General features: G+C 48.1%; 19 protein-coding genes. 11 read left to right on the top strand and 8 right to left on the bottom strand.

Annotated elements, in window-relative coordinates; translation table 11 throughout:
• Positions 1 to 364: 364 nt before the first annotated feature.
• The 4 genes from KDK15_RS08550 to KDK15_RS08535 form a co-directional block, all read right to left on the bottom strand.
• Positions 365 to 760 carry a hypothetical protein gene (locus KDK15_RS08550; RefSeq protein ID WP_257294938.1) on the bottom strand — a complete coding sequence of 132 codons (396 nt, stop codon included), beginning with the start codon at positions 758 to 760 and terminating at the stop codon, positions 365 to 367.
• Positions 761 to 841: 81 nt separating this feature from the next.
• Complete coding sequence (locus KDK15_RS08545; protein ID WP_257294937.1) at positions 842 to 1048, bottom strand: AlpA family transcriptional regulator; 207 nt, start codon at positions 1046 to 1048, stop codon at positions 842 to 844.
• Between the two features lie 178 nt (positions 1049 to 1226).
• Positions 1227 to 1859 carry a hypothetical protein gene (locus KDK15_RS08540; RefSeq protein ID WP_257294936.1) on the bottom strand — a complete coding sequence of 211 codons (633 nt, stop codon included), beginning with the start codon at positions 1857 to 1859 and terminating at the stop codon, positions 1227 to 1229.
• 114 nt (positions 1860 to 1973) lie between these two features.
• Positions 1974 to 3380, bottom strand: coding sequence for a tyrosine-type recombinase/integrase (locus KDK15_RS08535; protein WP_257294935.1), 1407 nt, complete (start codon positions 3378 to 3380; stop codon positions 1974 to 1976).
• 434 nt (positions 3381 to 3814) lie between these two features.
• Between KDK15_RS08535 and KDK15_RS08530 the strand changes: the two genes are divergently transcribed.
• From KDK15_RS08530 to KDK15_RS08495, 8 genes are all read left to right on the top strand, one after another.
• A complete protein-coding gene (locus KDK15_RS08530; protein WP_257294934.1) occupies positions 3815 to 4702 on the top strand; it encodes a hypothetical protein in 888 nt (295 codons plus the stop codon).
• A 311-nt stretch (positions 4703 to 5013) separates the two neighbouring features.
• Entirely contained in the window at positions 5014 to 5202 is a 189-nt protein-coding gene (locus KDK15_RS08525) for an AlpA family transcriptional regulator (protein ID WP_257294933.1), read from the top strand.
• Between the two features lie 67 nt (positions 5203 to 5269).
• On the top strand, positions 5270 to 5665 hold the full coding sequence (locus tag KDK15_RS08520) for a hypothetical protein (RefSeq protein ID WP_257294932.1): 396 nt from the start codon (positions 5270 to 5272) through the stop codon (positions 5663 to 5665).
• Entirely contained in the window at positions 5662 to 6669 is a 1008-nt protein-coding gene (locus KDK15_RS08515; RefSeq protein WP_257294931.1) for a toprim domain-containing protein, read from the top strand. The genes KDK15_RS08520 and KDK15_RS08515 overlap by 4 nt, the downstream gene beginning before the upstream one ends.
• Complete coding sequence (locus tag KDK15_RS08510; RefSeq protein WP_257294930.1) at positions 6656 to 8197, top strand: YfjI family protein; 1542 nt, start codon at positions 6656 to 6658, stop codon at positions 8195 to 8197. The genes KDK15_RS08515 and KDK15_RS08510 overlap by 14 nt, the downstream gene beginning before the upstream one ends.
• 145 nt (positions 8198 to 8342) lie before the next feature.
• Positions 8343 to 9104 carry a helix-turn-helix domain-containing protein gene (locus tag KDK15_RS08505; RefSeq protein ID WP_257294929.1) on the top strand — a complete coding sequence of 254 codons (762 nt, stop codon included), beginning with the start codon at positions 8343 to 8345 and terminating at the stop codon, positions 9102 to 9104.
• Entirely contained in the window at positions 9080 to 9235 is a 156-nt protein-coding gene (locus KDK15_RS08500; protein ID WP_257294928.1) for a hypothetical protein, read from the top strand. Before KDK15_RS08505 ends, KDK15_RS08500 begins: the two co-directional genes overlap by 25 nt.
• 76 nt (positions 9236 to 9311) lie before the next feature.
• A complete protein-coding gene (locus KDK15_RS08495) occupies positions 9312 to 9908 on the top strand; it encodes a hypothetical protein (RefSeq protein WP_257294927.1) in 597 nt (198 codons plus the stop codon).
• A 310-nt stretch (positions 9909 to 10218) separates the two neighbouring features.
• On the opposite strand, the gene KDK15_RS08490 is transcribed toward KDK15_RS08495, so the two are convergent.
• A complete protein-coding gene (locus KDK15_RS08490) occupies positions 10219 to 10776 on the bottom strand; it encodes a recombinase family protein (protein WP_257294926.1) in 558 nt (185 codons plus the stop codon).
• 337 nt (positions 10777 to 11113) lie between these two features.
• Here KDK15_RS08490 and KDK15_RS08485 point away from each other — a divergent pair, with 337 nt between their 5' ends.
• From KDK15_RS08485 to KDK15_RS08475, 3 genes are read left to right on the top strand one after another with little or no spacing between them, the layout of a single operon-like run.
• A complete protein-coding gene (locus tag KDK15_RS08485) occupies positions 11114 to 11404 on the top strand; it encodes a hypothetical protein (protein WP_257294925.1) in 291 nt (96 codons plus the stop codon).
• Positions 11405 to 11432: 28 nt separating this feature from the next.
• Positions 11433 to 11912 carry a type II toxin-antitoxin system HicB family antitoxin gene (locus KDK15_RS08480; RefSeq protein ID WP_257294924.1) on the top strand — a complete coding sequence of 160 codons (480 nt, stop codon included), beginning with the start codon at positions 11433 to 11435 and terminating at the stop codon, positions 11910 to 11912.
• A 1-nt stretch (position 11913) separates the two neighbouring features.
• The gene (locus KDK15_RS08475; protein WP_257294923.1) at positions 11914 to 12417 is read left to right on the top strand and encodes a hypothetical protein; all 504 of its coding nucleotides are present in this window, start codon (positions 11914 to 11916) and stop codon (positions 12415 to 12417) included.
• Positions 12418 to 12474: 57 nt separating this feature from the next.
• On the opposite strand, the gene KDK15_RS08470 is transcribed toward KDK15_RS08475, so the two are convergent.
• From KDK15_RS08470 to KDK15_RS08460, 3 genes are all read right to left on the bottom strand, one after another.
• Positions 12475 to 12702 carry a hypothetical protein gene (locus tag KDK15_RS08470; protein ID WP_257294922.1) on the bottom strand — a complete coding sequence of 76 codons (228 nt, stop codon included), beginning with the start codon at positions 12700 to 12702 and terminating at the stop codon, positions 12475 to 12477.
• A gap of 59 nt (positions 12703 to 12761) precedes the next feature.
• Positions 12762 to 13481 carry a hypothetical protein gene (locus KDK15_RS08465; protein ID WP_257294921.1) on the bottom strand — a complete coding sequence of 240 codons (720 nt, stop codon included), beginning with the start codon at positions 13479 to 13481 and terminating at the stop codon, positions 12762 to 12764.
• A gap of 57 nt (positions 13482 to 13538) precedes the next feature.
• Positions 13539 to 14253, bottom strand: a 715-nt coding sequence (locus KDK15_RS08460; protein WP_257294920.1) for a C-terminal helicase domain-containing protein, incomplete at its 5' end; no start/stop codon positions are given.

Below are 14253 nucleotides of genomic sequence, written 5' to 3'. Positions count from 1 at the left end.
TCAGATCCCGGCAAGTCTGCCGGTTGTCTTCTGTGATCTGCTCGCATTCGCTACGCGGTGGAAACTCGGCTTTCAATTCTGATAACTCGGCCTGAATCTCTGCGTACTCCTGGCAAAGGTGAAGGGCTTTTTTTTCCGGTGTCACTTGGACAATCATTGATACGGTTTTCATGGTCTTAAATACCCTGGGTGCTGTTGTGTTTTGTGTGTGCTGGTTTGTGTGTTTTGGTGGATAGCTCCGGTTCCCTGGCAATCTCCTAAGCGTGACAAGTCACGTTTTGAATTTATTGCGGGTAGTCCCGGTTCGCTGGTAATAAATCCGTTTTGGATAGATTGGGGATGGCTCCCCTCAGTGTTGAGGCTGCTAACCGGCCTTTGGTGTTGGCTCTGCCTCTGGAAACTGATCCACCAGCATTTGAGCAAGGTCGGGTGCGATTGGCTCCAGGTGCTTTCTGTGTCGCCAGTGGTTCAATAAGATCAGCGCGGCTTTTGCTGACTGCCGATCCCTTAGCCAATAGCGTTTGTAGTTGGCCTTCTTGCCTGACTCGTTGATGTACGGGTCCGGGCATCGCGCTAACGTAATGCCGTGTTTGTTCAGGTTGGATACATAAGTGTTCAGACAGCTTGTCCAAAACATGCCGGGCATGTGTTGAAACTTATAACCTTGGAAGGGGCTGGCTATCTCAATCTGCCTTAATCCTTTTGCGCCTGCTTCCAGCAATGCGTAAACAAAGTTGGCGATGCTCTGTTGGTCGTTCATAATGGTGGGGTTCCCTTTTGGTGATTGTCCGGGCTTTCAGTGGTGGCTGATTGCCCTTTGCTTTCCTCCTTGATCGTTTTATTAAGCTGCTGCCATTTCTCGCTTTGCCTCCCACTGCTCAAGCTCTGACTCAAGCCAGCGTACACAGCGTTTTCCAAGCTGTCGGCCTTTTGGAAACTTCAGTTCTTCGTCATTGATCCAGCTATACAGCGTTGTATTGCCGATTGCGTAGCGGCTCATTACCTGGGCGCGTGAAAGGTATTTAGTGGGGGTGGTGCTGTGGGTCATAACTGATACCTGTATAGTCCTGTTGAAGTGGTCAGGTGTTAGATTAGGCACGCTAGTAATAACTAAAAAGACGTGTCACAGGTGGCAGATAAGGGGTGTCACAGGTATCACAGGAAATGCAGCCCTTGATATACAAGGGCTTATCGGGCAGGGAAAAAATTGAATTTTTTTTAGGGTGTCACGCTTTCTCAAGTGTCTGATACGGTGTTCGTTCTTGGGTTGTGCCGGGTTTACAGTTAAGCACTCGAGCAATGCGCAAAAGGTTTGTTTTGCTTATTGTTGGTCGCAAGCGTTTAATAACCCGCTTTGCCGCATCCATGAATGTCTTATCTTCCCCCAAACCTTTCTGAGCAAGTTCTTTCCATGCCTCAATAGCAACAGCCAGGTCATCAGAATAGAATTCGTGCTGAGGTGTAAGCAGATGCTCGATAGGAGTACTTATTTTGGATTGAGGGTTTAGATGTTCAATACATCCGTTTGGGAATGGCAACTTATATCTAAGGGCAAAGTCTAAAGCGCTTGCTTTAGATATCCACCAGTAACTCCAATAAGAAGAAATCTCCAAGGGGCTTGGATCTTTAACATCGGGTCTAGCAAAAGCATGTTCTCTCGGTATTGGGCCGCCATCTTCAGTCTCTTTTCCCAATAAGTCTAAATATACAGATGCCCTGCTCGCTCCCTGAACTCTTTCTTTGAGGGCGTTACTAACCTTGTGATCTACGTAGACAGGGTCAATACCTGCAATCAATAGAGCAACCTCATCAATTGTATATCTTTCTTTAAACAGCCAGTGGCTTAGATCTTCGCTCATTCCTGATCGCTCCCTAAACGATCCCCGAATAATGAGCCAGTCAGGGCAGGCGGGAACCTGCTTTTTCGGGAGCGACCCTAGACCGGCTTAACCTTGGCGGCTTATCGCCCTGTGTTACTGGTTGCTGTGTCGCTGCCGGTACTCTTCCAGATCCACCAGCTTTGTTTCTTCACCGTTAATGATCTTCCCAAGCAAGGCATCGTATCGCCTGATACTCTCGCGCTTCTCTGGCAAGTGTTCGTGTCGGTCATAGTGCTTAACGTCAACGCCTGTTTGTCCGTGTGATTGAAGCAGGTTGCGTTGCTCCCGGTTTACTCCTGCATCGATCAAAATATTCTTAACGGTTCGTCGTATGTCTCGGGCTGTAAAGTTCTTATGCTCTGGCTTGCCTTCTGCTGCGGCCTGCTCGCTCAACCACTCGTTGTATCGAATAAATGCTTTCTTCACTGAGTCTATAGTGATCGGGAGTAGCTGCCCTTTGTTGCTTGCTTTGCGCCCTGTGGCACCAGAACAAAAAGGCCACGGATAACCGGCTGATACGGCCTTAACTTCCTCCAGGATACTTAATGCTCTCTGGCTTAATGGGACTACATGAATCTTGGTAGTGCCTGCCTTCCCTTTCTTGTCTATAAGGGTGACGCAGTTCCGTACAAAGTCGTAATCATCCCAAGTGGCCTGTAGTAGCTGCTTGGGTCGTTGCCCACCAGTCGCCAGCATAAACCGGAGAAAGCAGGCCATAACAAAGCCTACCCTGCGCGTGTCGCCTACGTTGCGCCATAACTGGTTTATTTCATCGTGGCTTAATACCCTTTGGCCTGCCTTCATTGCGCTGTTGTTGCGCTTGGTTGCGGCTACGGGGTTGTACTGGATATAAAACCGCTTCTCGGTTGTCCGTGTTGGGTCGTAATCTCCTTTGATGCCAAAACTAAAGCAGGCGTGTAGAAGTGCTCTCACGCGCACAGATTCGGTTTCTGATCCTCGGTTATGGATTGCTGCCAGAATGGTTACTATGTCGTCTGGTGTAACGTCTCTGGCTTTCTTGGCGGCTATCTTGGGATATGCCTTTATCACGTTTCTCTCTAACCCTAATCGGGTCTGGTGGGCAGTCTCGCGGCCCTGTTGCTCCTGATCCTTCACATAGGATTCAATCAATTCAGCAAAAGAACCTTTCCGGGCTTCCATTTCCTGCCGTTGCTGCTCCTCGATCTGCTGTTGTTCGCGTTCTGCTTCTTGGGATTCAAGATAGCTTTTCAGGTCGCCCCCACAATCACGGCGTAACCGGGCAAGCTCTCTTGCTCGTTCTCTACACTCTGCCAGTGTATAGCCGTGGCCTGTTCTGGTTTTCTTGTATTGGCCTATCTTGATCTTGGTTTCTTTGCCTGCCAGCTTATACAGGTAGTAAGCCTCAATACTGCCGCTTGGTCGCTTCTCAAATAACAGCGTTCCCTCTCCACGGCCTCCAACGCTCTCCCTGAGTCGGTATTCAAAGTTATCCAAGTTAAATGTTTTCTTAGCTGCCATACGCCTTACCTGTTTTGTGTGCTGGTTAGCTCCTTAGAAAATCTGCGCCTGCTAATGCGCCTGCTAACTTTCAGACTGTAAAAGTATTATACGGGATTATTTAGAATAGACAATTTCAGTAAAGCCCTGTATCTAAAGGCTTTCAGCGTGAGTAAGGGGATTGTTTTGAATGGTACGGAATACCCAAGACGACCACTTGTAATCAGTGGGTCCCGAGTTCGACTCTTGGTGCCGGCACCATATACAGCAAAGCCCGAAGCGTTAGTAAGCACTTCGGGCTTTTTGCTATCTGAAGGTTTAGTCCCCGTTCTAGTCCCCGTTTCTCATTTGATGCAAGTTCTTTCTACCTGCATGCTCTGCTAGTAAGCTATTTCTTCACGCTGATTTTGATTCAGCAGCCTTGACGAAAATAACAAAAAGAAAACAGAGGATGTATGGAAGTAGACCTGTCTTATTATCTTCACTGCCCAGCCCTTTCTCTTACTGAAGCTGCAAAGATTATGTCCGGGATTGAACCCAAGGATTGTCTAGTTAGTCTTGAATCCTGTTATGGGCCTTTTCGCTTGAAAGTTACAGATCAGACCTGTAGGACAAACCTGAACAAAGCCAAGACATTCTTTGACCTGTTAACAGAAGAGCTATTACAGCCGGATAGCAGGCTTGATATTGTTAACCTTTTCGCTATTGTTCGATGTTCAAAAAACACGCTTAACAACATTGCTATTTCAGATCAGCCAGTGTCATTTGATGATTGTGGGAAGTTTGATTTGCTATCAGTGTCCCCTGAATCCTTGGTGAAGTCGGATACTGCCGAATTGTTTGATGTAGATGGTGTCAGGCAGCTTTTCTGTAAAAAACCATCTAAGAACATCAGAGAAGGGCTTCATAAGGGGAATTTGATAGCTACTGGGCTTACCACAGTGACTACCGAGTCACTGATCCAATGGGTATGTTTACAAGGTATTAATTCAGTATTTTTAAGAGCAAATGGGACTGAAAATAGTGGTCATCATCAACAGTATGATTCCTTAGAGTCTCTTCCTGAAATGATTAGAATCGCACCAGAGTATTTTTCAAATGAGCAGAGAATTCAGTTGGAAGCCCAGCTGTATCTCTGTCGAAATGGCTCAAGCGGGAGGGTTACGAAGCAGGTAATCGTCAAATATCTCAAAGATCAACACAACATTGCTCCGGGCTCAAACGAAAGCGAAAGGATTGCTATGCTTATACATCCTATAGAATCCCCAGCTGGAGAAAAAAGAGGTGCTGGTATCATTATGCCAAGTTTTAAGGAATACCTTACATCTAAAACTGGTGAATAAATGGTCAAGACCGACAAAGTGCTCGTGAAGTAATTATGTTCGATAGTAAAGAGATTAAAAAAACTCCCAACGGGTAATCTCCCTACCTTGTGAAATAGAAACTTTTTGTCATAAGAGTTTCGTAGGAAAAGAAATTTTTTTCCTGTCTATACCACCCGCTATAGAAACCCTGACCACCACTGGGTTTCTCGACCACACCACCTATTATGCATGCTCTATACCACCCTATATCAAGTGGATTGAAGCACCATTTTGGCTGTGTTTTTTTACCTGTGTAAGTCTGGAAATTAATACTGCACAGGAGATAGTGAATGCCCATGGATAAGAAACCACCATTTTACGTGAGTCGTTTAGGCGTGATGAATCGTTACGGTATCGGTAGCTCAACTCTGTACCGGTGGATGGAAGCTGGTCACTTTCCTAAACCCATTCGTTTTGGTCCTCGCTGTATCCGCTGGAAATTGGAGGATTTGGAAGCCTGGGAAGCTGAGCGCATTTAATCATTACCCATACTGGACACAGGGGGCACAGCAGTACACGCCCCGAATTAAAGAAGGACTTTTCTTGATGAAAAAAGCTTCAAAGATAGAGCAGGTACTTATCGCATTACTGGATGCGGGCATGAACGGGTTGACCAAGCTTGAAGTTGCAACCCCATTCCACGGCTATCAAATGCAGCATTTCCCCGGGCAGTTCTGGAGTAGCAGTTTGAACAGCGATGTCTCTGCACTGGGCAAGATGGGCGTTGCAATCGACCGTCGTAATGAACCTTATACCAGTCAGGATGGTACTCGATCCCTATTTAAACGCTACTGGCTGCAGGATCGTACTGAAGCGTGGCGAGCGGTTGACTTGATCAATCAGTATCGCCTGCGGCGGAAGGCTCCACCACTTCCAGTGAAGCTTGTCACTCTGCTGGTGAATCAATTTCCCCCTGAGATGAATCTCATCAATCGAGCATGATTATGCGCTTCCAACTTTATACCGAGAAAGTTAAAGAGTTGGCCTTCGGTAAATGGGATTTGATTCTGCAAGAGACCAGTGGTCTTACAGATGATGAAGTAAACCCCCGTAAAAATAATATGCCCTGCCCGTGCTGTGGAGGGCATGACCGCTACTCCTTTATGAGCGTTGATGATGGTAATTACATCTGTCGTCAATGCGGTGCAGGTGACGGATTTAGTTTGATCATGAAAGTACTGGGTTGTGGTTTTGTCGAGGCTGTTGAGCTGGTTGGGCGTTACCTGGGAGTAGAACGTCAGACCTATCGCTGCCAGGCAGATTTTTTACGTGAACAGGAACGGTTAATTGAAAGCCTTGAAGCAAGGCAGCTTAAGCGGGAACAGGCGGCAAAGGAGGCTGCTGTCGAGAAGCACCGGCAGCAAGCTCTGGCTGCACAGAAGGCTGCAGGCATTTTAAAGATGGCGCTTCCTGCCAACCCTGAACACCCGTACCTAAAGCGCAAACAGTTTCCACCATTCAATCTGAAGCAGCGAGGTAGCCGATTACTGGTACCGCTATATACCCATGGTCATAACCTGGTCAATATCGAGCACATTACCAGCAAAGGTGAAAAGTTTGGCCTTAAATGTGGCCAGCGTGAGGGGGTTTACCATCGGTTCGGCAGTCCTTCCTGGACTGTCTATATCTGCGAAGGCTGGGCCACGGGTGCCAGTCTGTTTTTGATGGAGCAGCAGTCCATTCGGGTGTACGCCGCCATGGGTAAAGGCAACCTGACGGCTGTGAGCCTCATTGCCAAAGAACAGAACCCTGACAGCCGGTTGTTTATAGCTGCAGATAACGATACCCACCTACTCACTAACCTGGGGCTCAATGATGCCCTGAAGGCTGCTGAAGCGGCCGGAGCGGCAGTCATGCTGCCACCGGCTATCGATTCTGATTCCAAAGGAACTGATTTCTCTGATTTTTATATTGCCAACGGAGGGTACGCCTATGGCGCTCAGTGATACCCAAAAAGTGACTCTGCTCCAGCCCGGAGATGATAATGCGACAAATGGCACCAAACCCATTATCGACTGGCCAGAACTAAAACCACTGGACACCCGACTGTTACCGGTTAAACCGGTCACCCCGGATATGATCCCTGCTGAGCTCTCTGGATGGCTGGTGGATATTGCTGAACGAATGGATAACGCGCCCTTTGAATATGTCGTTGTGGCTGCGATTACCGTTGCGAGTAGCCTTATCGGCCGTAAGGTGAGCATCCGTCCCAAACAGTATGATGATTGGAGTGTTGTGCCTAATCTTTGGGGTTGCTGTGTTGGCCGACCCAGCGAAAAGAAAAGTCCGGCGATCAAGGCCGTGACCAAGCCATTGTGCAGACTGGAAAGTAATGCCCGTGACCAATATGAAGATGATCTGAAGCGGTACCAGATACAAGACAAAATTACTCAGATGGCCAATAAGGATGCCGAGAAGCGTGCATCCAAACTGGTGAATCAGGGGAAGCATGCTGAAGCAGAGGCGCTCCTTATGGATGACAGTTCTGACCCGGAGAAGCCCGCTACCCGCCGTTACATTGTTAATGATGCCACCATCGAAAAGCTGGGCGTTTTGCTGTCTGAGAACCCCTGGGGACTGCTCCAGCTCCGGGATGAGTTATCGGGTTGGATCGCAGGGCTTAACCGGGACGACCGACAGCAGGACCGGGCGTTCTGGCTCGAAGCCTTCAATGGTGATGGTACCTTCAGTTATAACCGGATCACTCGGGAGGATGTGTATATTCCATCCAACACGGTGTCCATTCTCGGGGGTATCCAGCCAGGGCGTTTGCTGCCATTGTTAATGAGCCAGCGTGATGGGGCGGGCGACGATGGTCTTGTGGAGCGATTTCAGTTGCTGGTCTATCCCGATAGTAACCCGTTCCATCATATTGATCGTGCACCGAATAAAGCCCTTCAGGAAAAGGCTTATGCAGTCTTCCAGCGACTGGATGAGATTGAGTATCAGTCTGAAGAAACTGAACGTCCGTCACTCCGTTTTGATTCAGAAGGGCAGTCTATTTTTGACCAGTGGTACTGTCAGACAATGTCCAGAATCCGCTCTGGTAGCCTGAACCAGTATCTTGAAAGCCATCTGGGGAAGTATCCTGCACTGATGCCATCGTTGGCGCTTATTTTCCATATTATCAAGCATGGGCCGGATGGGTATGTTGATAAGGAATCAGCGCAGATGGCTATTCGCTGGTGTGAAGTGCTGGAGACCCATGCGAGCCGAGTGTATGGGTTAGCCGATGATCCTACCGCTGGTGCCCGAATTCTTGCGCAAAGGCTCAATAAGCTGCCAGGGGCTTTTAAAATGGCAGATATCGAAAAAAAGCGTTGGATCGGACTTCAGGAAAGGTCACAAAGGGAGCAGGCTCTGCAGCTACTGGAAATGCATGGCTACGTGATTCGGGATGAGTCTAAAGGCAATGGTCGTCCATCGGTCACCTATTACACAAACCCTGCCTGCCTGGAAGAATCTGAAGATTGAAAATGACAGGGTTGCCTACCAGTAAAAACCAGTAGAAAGGTGTTCAAAAGGCTTTTTACTGGTTTTTACTGGTACCTGGCCTGCGTATTTTCAAAAATTAACACTGTCAGCATTTTTCCCGAAAAAAGGGAGCTTGGGGGGCACAATGAACCAGCAGCAATATGAAGAAGTTATCCGGCTCTATAAACAGGGCTATGGCTATAAAAGTATTGCCCGGAAGATGAACTTTAAGTCGGCCACCAGTGTACGACGGGTCATCACCAGAGCCGGACTGAACGACAAGAGTCGGGCATGTATCGCGCCCGGGTTGTCAGGCCGATGGCAGCAGGTGCATCAGGAAAAGGGGGCACAGGGCACACATAAAAACTACAGCAAGGATCAGGAATTGATTCCTGATGCGAAGTTGTTTGCCCAAAGGCAAACCGGCTTGCTGTATACGAATATAACAGATGCAGGGTTTGTGCTAACCGATATGCCAATACTGGATATTGAAAAGATGGATCCACAATACTACAACCTCTGGGAGGATGTTGAAGCAGGCACGCTGACTGAGCAGGAGGCTGATCGGCTTGAGGACATCCTGAGCTCAGACAGTGGTCTATTTGAAGTACGGACAAAAAACAGCTACAACGATACGATAACCTGGCTTGGTTTTTTTGAACGGGCACAAATTATTGAGCTGGTCAGCACACAAAAGTCTTTCGGTGACCTGCTGGCCAGAGCCGTTGCCGGGGCAATTCAGGAAGCTGTTATCAATGATAGCGTCCTCTATGCTCCCGCAGGCTATAACCACGAGGCGGCCAGGTTGTCCGGCAAAATCCAGAAGGTCAAGGCAATCTGCATTTCTGCAAAGCTTCTTCCCGTTTTTCCAGCGCATTTGGTATGCAACCAACGCAGGAAATGCTGAACAAGGATGAGCAGAAAAAGCAGGTATTACAGGCACAGCTGGTTGATCTGCAGAAGCAGTGGCTGGATCGCTTTGGTTCCGAATACGAAGCATTTATTGAGAATCAACAGGCGCTGTTATTATCCAGTTAATCGGGGATTCTTTGTACGATAAATGACCATTGATTGGTGTTTTTTATAGGGATTTAGGTTCTACAGGGAGGTGACTATGGGAGGTTACAACAGTGGTAGAAAGGCTGGTTGCGAAAAAAATGTCGAGGATTACTATACCCTCGACATTTGCTGGCTTTACCGGAATGGATTAATGGAGCCTGGAAGAAAAACAGTTATCCGGTTTGGCAAGTCGTTCGCCATCAGGATGAAATGCAAGACCCGGTTCTGGGGCTGGGAGCAGTGCCTGCATGTTGAGTATCCGGTTTGGAATGATGCCGGAAAAATTGAGACCAGGGAGCAGGTCATCGGTTTTGAATGGGTCAGTACGCTCAAAGGCAAAACCCGCAGACCCTACTTCTACTGCCCTATGTTGGAAATTCGTGCTGGCAAGCTGTTAATGGGGAGGAATGGCTTTGCCCATCGGCGCTGGTATGGGCCGATGTATTACGCTCAAACGCTGGGGCATTTTGATCGTGCCATACGTACTTGCAGTGCAATCAGGGACAAGCTGGGCAGTGCAGCAACCGAGTTGGCTACCGATCCGCCTGAACGGCCCAAGGGCATGCACCAAAAGACTTACCGGAAATACCTCAGGAAGCACCGCCGGGCTGCTTGGCCTGCTGTTGCACGTATGGGAGGTTGGGGCTGGTAACGAATACATGACCATGGGGTTCTCTTTTTTATCTGTAAAGCCCCCCTGCTAATCGGCATCTTTGCTTTTCAGGTTGATCCGAAAATACGGTATTACCATTTTAATGCATTTGTATATCTGAGCCTGTGAAGCAATGGGTATTAGCAGCATTGAAATGAGAAGCATCCCCCGATAAACCATAGAATCACCTTATAATTATTATCCAGCACTCTCTATTGGCAGAGAAATGAGCCTAAAAACTGCTGCCAACATTTCTTGATTAACATACCTTGTCGACCAGACTATTTCATAATAATTACTCACCATTTATTCAAGTATGGTCGAGCAAGTTATAAAGTGTCTGCCTGCTAATACAGAACTCCTGAGCCAGCGCCTTTTTGGGCTCACCGGCAGCCACGCGCCTCGCCAGTTCCTCTACCTGATCAGCCGTCAGCTTGGGTTTTGCCCCGATCTGCTTGCCCTGCTTTCTGGCTGCTGCAATCCCTTCCCGCTGCCGCTCCCGGATCATGCTCCGCTCGAACTCAGCAAAAGCGCCCATCATTTGAAACATCAGCTTATGCATCGGGTTGCTGTCGCCGGTAAAGACCAGATTCTCTTTATGGAACTGGATACTGATGCCCTGTTCGGTAAGTTCTTCAACCAGCGACTGAAGGTCTTTCAGGCTGCGAGCAAGACGATCTATAGAGTGAACATGCAACCGGTCACCAGCTCGTAAGTGTCGTAAGCAGGCTTTTAATTGAGGCCGGTTGGTATCTTTGCCGCTACAGTGGTCTTCAAAAGTGGCATCCAGCTCAATACCATCAAGCTGGCGGCTGGTGTTCTGGTCAATGCTGCTAACCCGGATGTATCCGACGTTCTGGCCTTTCACGTTACTGCTTCCTTTTACATCTTGTTTGAGTAAAGGAAAAAACTGGACCCTGATTTACACCCTGTCCAATTGACCGATATCGAGTTTGTTAGACACGGCAGGTCAAGCACTTGCCAGTCATCAGAAACGTGTCCAGCAAGTACACTTCAATTTACATTCATAGTTATGAGCCCATTCCTGTAGTACCGGCATATTTTATGCACAACTTATCAACAGGTTATCTCTATGGTGGAAAACCATGTCACCTTGTAGCATGGATAGGATTTTGGATTTGTTGGTAGATTTGTCAGGCTCGTTCTTGCTATATTTCGAATCTGACACTATATATGGTGTCATAATGGCCGAAAGTAAATTTGATGAAGCAATAGCTGAACTTGATCAGGCAGGAGCCTCAATGCGATGTAGCAGCTTATCAACGCTACTTATCGCTTTGGGGTTTGAAGTCAAGGATGGAAAGAGGGGTGGGCACAAAGTATTCACCCATGATCATATTCCGGGATTCTATTCTGCAGCCTATAACTGCGACCATGGCAAGAACCCGGAAATTAAACGGCCTTATATCAACAAGGTCAAAAAGACGTTGAAGCAGCATGAATCAGCAATTCGTGCATACTTAAAACAACAATAGCTTGAACGTACTTTAACGGAGGCAGGGTATGAATCCTCACAGTTATAATATTACCGTCCGTCGGGCTAATTTCGATGGAGAGGTGTTTTTCGAGGCTCGAGTTAAAGAGCTGCCAGATGTTGCTGAGTATGCTGATACTTCCGATGAGGCCTATGCCCTGGCGATTGACACTATTGAAGCTACGGCGGAGATTTTTGCTGAGAAAGGCAAGGCAATGCCTGCCCCTTATGAGCCCGCAGATGACTTCAGTGGCCGGGTAACACTGCGACTGGCAAAAAGTCTTCATCGAAGCCTTACGGAAGGCGCAGAGGAGGAAGGCGTGAGTCTGAATCAGCACATAGTCAACATCCTAAGCTACTCTTCAGGTTTTTGTGCTGCCACCAGTAATTTCTATACTGGAATGATGCCAATCAAAACTGTTGTGAAAAAGAGTAGTAGTGCAAATTTGAAGCTGGTTCATAGCCAGTCAAATCCAATTGGTTCAACTCAACAGGCATCCTGGCACTGAGATGAATGACGAAGCACTTAAACAGGCAATCAACGGTCTGCAAATCAATAGCGTTTCTTTATTCGCCACCCATTGTTCGATAGCTGACCAGTTTTTTCCAGCCTATGACCCGTTAGCAGAAAACTTACAGATTCAGTCAAAGCATTTAATTTCCAGGACTGAACAGATCGACTTTGAAGATGATGAAGGCCAAACAGTCAGGGTCATCCGTTTTCACGCTGATTTTGGTACTCGTTTGATGTTGCCATCTGAGGGTGATCTTGAACAAAAGGCTCTTATTGAAGCAACATTTGTTGCCGAATATGAAGTGACTGACGTAGGACTCAGCGAAGAGGCCATTAAAGAGTTCGCTATTAGAAATGTCATGTTTAACGTATGGCCATATTGGCGAGAATACCTTACCAGTACCTGCAGCCGGATGCAGCTGCCTAAAATTCAAGTCCCCTTTTTCAAGAAGCCACAGAATGAAGGCCTCCATGAATGTTCAGACGCTGCCGAGGATTAACGGTAGCGTCCCTTCCCATTGAAGATTACTCCACTTCCCACACCAGCTTTAGTCGCTCTATAGTATGTCGCCACTTGGGTGTCCGTGGGGCGCAAACCGTATTCTGGTTGCCAAACAAGCCAGTTTCCCAGAAAGCCTGATCACCCTGGACGGTATACTTCCATTCAACAGGATGGATATGTCCTGACAGACCTGCTCTTCCAGCAGGCTTTCGTTGTCCAAGGGTACGGTGGTCAGCTTCTGTGGAATGGTGCCCATCTTCCAGATACCTTGTTTTATTGCCACGTAATCACCTTAATAAAAAGAAACCTGTCAGCAGGCTTATGCTCTGATATTACCGCTTATCAAAACTCTTCAGGCAAACGTCGGTTGATCCACTCCCAGCACTCGAACCGTTTCAGGCTGTCAGCATCAGGAGCCTGGCGGAAAAACTGCTGGTACTCGTCTCGCAGGCAGTGGTTCCCACTGGGAGCGAAAAGGGTATTCAGAGCAAAGTCGTCAAGACGTTGAAGGCCGGAGATCTCAAGATTGGGAAAGCAATCCATGACGGATGCCACTGCTGGTTGCAGCTCTCCACCCAGTTCATACCAGCGAACGGCTACCCAGGCGCACGCCAGCTGTCTTTCAAATATTGATTTCCAGTCAGAAGCCGTATCGCCGTATTCCAGAACGCCTTTAATATGTTGATGCAGTGCCATTTGGGCAGTGTACTCGACAGCCCGCCGGAAGCTGGGGAAGTAAGCGCAGATATCAACACCAAAATGAGGCATGGGAAAGGGAAGCAGGAACCATTCCGGGGTGACGGATTTCTCTTTCACATCGTAAAAGCCGAGATCCCATATTTCATAGAATCGATCAGTTTCATCCATCTCACCGTAATATTCTTCATCATATATTGAAAACACATCGTCGAGGCTTCTGATTCCGGGAAAGCAACTGAGTAGTTTCAAGCACTGCTCACTGACAGACGTATACTCCCCGATCACCTTATCAGCGAGTTCAGCATCAATCGGGCGGTAAATCTGGCTAATCCACTCCCTTGCCCTATCAGAATATTTTTCCATAATAATGATTGCTCATTTATAGATTGAAGCTGTCACCCATAATCAGTGAAAGCAGGTCTAACTACTCCACCCCACCCGCATCAAACTACCAAAATCCCGCTGCGACAGCACCTGCGAACAATCCCGCCACTCATGTTCTGTCGGCTGCATCGAGGCGTTGTAGCGCAGATCAAAGCCGGTAGCCCGCCGATGGTCCTGAATGTATTGGTCCATCTTTTCCCCCAGCGACTCGATATCATCGATCCATTCATCCTTGATGGTATCTGGCAGTGAGCCAAACAGGTCAAAGCGGTTACGCATCCGTTCCGAAAGGCGCTCATAGACCTTCTCATCCACCGTCTGCTCATTAACCAGGTTCAGCATATCCACCCGGTCACGCACCTGGCCAAACCGTTTGATCCGGCCAATGCGCTGCTCCAGCTTGGTGGGGTTCCAGGGCAAGTCGATATTGATCAGGGTACCCAGCGTCTGCAGGTTCAATCCTTCGCAGGCGGCATCGGTCGCCACCATAATCTTGATCTCATGGTCCGCCACCATTTCTTTCAGGGTTTCCCGGCGAATACTGACGGCTTCACCTTCCCGGTAGAGTTTGCTGCGGTCAGCACCGGCATAAAGGCCAACGGCCTGTTCCGGATACCGTTTCGCCAGACACTCTGCCACCCAGTGAGCGGTATCGTAATACTGGCTGAAAATAATCACCCCATGGTTCAGCCATTTCTCCACTTCCAGGTAGTGAATCACGGCAGTCAGCTTGGGATCGTCTTTCACCTGC

It is taken from the genome of Endozoicomonas sp. YOMI1 (assembly GCF_024606345.1).
Classification (GTDB): Bacteria; Pseudomonadota; Gammaproteobacteria; order Pseudomonadales; family Endozoicomonadaceae; genus Endozoicomonas.
The sequence above is the reverse complement of the archived record's forward strand: the minus strand, read 5'-3'. Positions and strand labels throughout refer to the sequence as shown.

Bases quoted from the DNA above. Each gene is read 5' to 3' on its own strand.
- KDK15_RS08550 (WP_257294938.1), bottom strand. From the start codon at position 760: ATGAACGACCAACAGAGCATCGCCAACTTTGTTTACGCATTGCTGGAA.
- KDK15_RS08545 (WP_257294937.1), bottom strand. From the start codon at position 1,048: ATGACCCACAGCACCACCCCCACTAAATACCTTTCACGCGCCCAGGTA.
- KDK15_RS08540 (WP_257294936.1), bottom strand. From the start codon at position 1,859: ATGAGCGAAGATCTAAGCCACTGGCTGTTTAAAGAAAGATATACAATT.
- KDK15_RS08535 (WP_257294935.1), bottom strand. From the start codon at position 3,380: ATGGCAGCTAAGAAAACATTTAACTTGGATAACTTTGAATACCGACTC.
- KDK15_RS08530 (WP_257294934.1), top strand. From the start codon at position 3,815: ATGGAAGTAGACCTGTCTTATTATCTTCACTGCCCAGCCCTTTCTCTT.
- KDK15_RS08525 (WP_257294933.1), top strand. From the start codon at position 5,014: ATGCCCATGGATAAGAAACCACCATTTTACGTGAGTCGTTTAGGCGTG.
- KDK15_RS08520 (WP_257294932.1), top strand. From the start codon at position 5,270: ATGAAAAAAGCTTCAAAGATAGAGCAGGTACTTATCGCATTACTGGAT.
- KDK15_RS08515 (WP_257294931.1), top strand. From the start codon at position 5,662: ATGATTATGCGCTTCCAACTTTATACCGAGAAAGTTAAAGAGTTGGCC.
- KDK15_RS08510 (WP_257294930.1), top strand. From the start codon at position 6,656: ATGGCGCTCAGTGATACCCAAAAAGTGACTCTGCTCCAGCCCGGAGAT.
- KDK15_RS08505 (WP_257294929.1), top strand. From the start codon at position 8,343: ATGAACCAGCAGCAATATGAAGAAGTTATCCGGCTCTATAAACAGGGC.
- KDK15_RS08500 (WP_257294928.1), top strand. From the start codon at position 9,080: ATGCAACCAACGCAGGAAATGCTGAACAAGGATGAGCAGAAAAAGCAG.
- KDK15_RS08495 (WP_257294927.1), top strand. From the start codon at position 9,312: ATGGGAGGTTACAACAGTGGTAGAAAGGCTGGTTGCGAAAAAAATGTC.
- KDK15_RS08485 (WP_257294925.1), top strand. From the start codon at position 11,114: ATGGCCGAAAGTAAATTTGATGAAGCAATAGCTGAACTTGATCAGGCA.
- KDK15_RS08480 (WP_257294924.1), top strand. From the start codon at position 11,433: ATGAATCCTCACAGTTATAATATTACCGTCCGTCGGGCTAATTTCGAT.
- KDK15_RS08475 (WP_257294923.1), top strand. From the start codon at position 11,914: ATGAATGACGAAGCACTTAAACAGGCAATCAACGGTCTGCAAATCAAT.
- KDK15_RS08465 (WP_257294921.1), bottom strand. From the start codon at position 13,481: ATGGAAAAATATTCTGATAGGGCAAGGGAGTGGATTAGCCAGATTTAC.